Source organism: Aestuariivirga sp., from assembly GCF_037139295.1.
Lineage (GTDB): Bacteria > Pseudomonadota > Alphaproteobacteria > Rhizobiales > Aestuariivirgaceae > Aestuariivirga.
In genome coordinates, this window is sequence record NZ_JBAXGR010000283.1 from 1 (window position 1) to 1,837 (window position 1,837).

Sequence of the window (1,837 nt, forward strand, 5' to 3'; positions counted from 1 at the left end):
GCCTGGGCATGGGCGGCCGTGGCCGTGAAGCCGATGGCGAGGGCAACGCTGGTGCCGCGGAGAATGTTCATCATGTTCATCGTCATTCTCCGATCAATAGCCAAAGGCCCGGCGGGTCCAGGTGCCGTTCACCGAGCCGCCGTTGTTGTAGCAGAGGCGCTGCGCGGGGTAGCACACGACGCCGGCCACGGGGCTGTAGGCCTGGTTGAAATAGGGGTCATACTGGCCGGGCGCATAGGGCTGCTGATAGCCGTTGTAATAGTATTTCTTCTTGTTGCGGTTGGCGGAGTCGGCAATGGCCGCGCCCACCGCGAGGCCCGCCACGCCGCCTACGATGGCAGCACCCGTCGGGCCGATGCCCTTGGCTTCGGCGGCGGGCTGAGCCGCCACCAGCAGGGCTGCCGCGGCAAACCCCGCGAATATCAGTTTTCCGAGATGAGTCATGGTGACCTCCTTGCGATGGCTGCAGGTTAAGCCGACATCCACCGGATGACCGGCTTGTTAGGTCCAAGATTTGCGCAATCTTGGGCCGGATGCAAGACCGGCCCTTGGCAAACAGCGTCGACAGTCTGCCATGTGCTCTTGAGCAAGTAGAATATTCCGCCGTTGTGCTTGACCACCTTGCCTGTTTTGTAAGTTGTGGTCGAATTCCACGCCCCAAGATAGTCCATTGTGGCGGCAAATGCAGACGCGGAAATGCAGGCCGTAGTGATCAAGGCTACGAGAAAGAGACGGCGAAGCCAGACTGCGGCCATTGATTAAGTCCTCTGGAAGCACCTGCCCCTTGAAAACTTCTATCAAAAATTGTTTTGCAAGTCCACGCTGCCCGGGGGCGGTTCTCGGCCGGTGTCGCTTGGGTCGGTCATATCATGTTCGACGGCCCACAGCACCCGCTGCTGGGCCTGCTCCAGCGCCGCGGTGATACTGATCGAGGTCGCTTGGACGTTTAAATCGACCGATGCGCCGTATACCTTCGGACGCAGCTTCGAGGCCGTCCACTCGCGGGCGTGCACCCGCAGCTTGAGCTGGGCGACCCACGCATGCAGCCCAGGTCCGTCAAGGCCGGGCGGTGGGGGCGTGTCAGCCAGCGTTATGATGTCGTCTGCCAAAGCGTCCGCCCGATCTTCGATGGCGGCGCGATAAGCGGCCTGCAGGTCGGGGTTCGTGCGGAGCTGCGTCTTGGCCCATACATAACTCGGCGCGTCAGGCCCCAGCCGCTTGATGGCGGTCGAGAGGGCATCCCCGTTCGCTATGTGCTCCAGCACCTGCGGCCAGATCACAGATGGATTGTAGACCGGCGGGCGGCCTCGCGTGCGGGTAACGGCGGTGGTCATGGGGCGGGTCTCCGATCTGAATGTTATATTGTAACATAACAACCCAATTATCGCGCGCGCGGTATTTCAGCCGCGCCATCTGTCCAGACCTGTTGGGATGCCATCGCCCGAGGCGATATAGCGCCACACGGGGCGGCAAGAGCAGAAGTCGGCGAGGATGCGCTCGCCGTGGGCTACTGCCAGACGTTCGGCCTTGCGCTGGCGTCCCTTCCTATATGAAAGGAAGGCTTGTTCGCCATTGACGAAGAAGTATCCGCACGCCTGCCAGTTCACCCAGCGTCCGCTTCCGCATGGCAGCAGCGGCACGAGGATGGCGGACGCGCCATCCTCGGCGCGCCTCCACCGCGGCACATAGTTCCTGTCGAACAGCACCTGGGTGCCATCTGGGCAGATCCAAAGGCCGTATGGGATGTGGCTGTTCGGCCCGGAGGTAGGCAAGTGTGCCGAGGGCCGGTCGAGGATGCACGACGTGAGTGCGCCCGGAGGCGGTAGAACGTCACCGA

At 62.3% G+C, this 1,837-nt stretch carries 2 protein-coding genes and 1 pseudogene; all 3 read right to left on the minus strand.

Annotation, left to right across the window (positions count from 1 at the left end; translation table 11 throughout):
- Positions 1–93: 93 nt before the first annotated feature.
- Positions 94–444, minus strand: a complete 351-nt coding sequence (locus tag WCJ41_RS21930; protein WP_336907956.1) for a hypothetical protein — start codon at positions 442–444, stop codon at positions 94–96.
- A 353-nt stretch (positions 445–797) separates the two neighbouring features.
- The gene (locus WCJ41_RS21935; RefSeq protein ID WP_336907957.1) at positions 798–1,334 is read right to left on the minus strand and encodes a hypothetical protein; all 537 of its coding nucleotides are present in this window, start codon (positions 1,332–1,334) and stop codon (positions 798–800) included.
- Positions 1,335–1,400: 66 nt separating this feature from the next.
- Positions 1,401–1,837: pseudogene (locus tag WCJ41_RS21940) on the minus strand (hypothetical protein); the annotation flags it as partial.

Coding starts and splice junctions, on each gene's coding strand:
- WCJ41_RS21935 (WP_336907957.1), bottom strand. CDS start 1,334: ATGACCACCGCCGTTACCCGCACGCGAGGCCGCCCGCCGGTCTACAAT.
- WCJ41_RS21930 (WP_336907956.1), bottom strand. CDS start 444: ATGACTCATCTCGGAAAACTGATATTCGCGGGGTTTGCCGCGGCAGCC.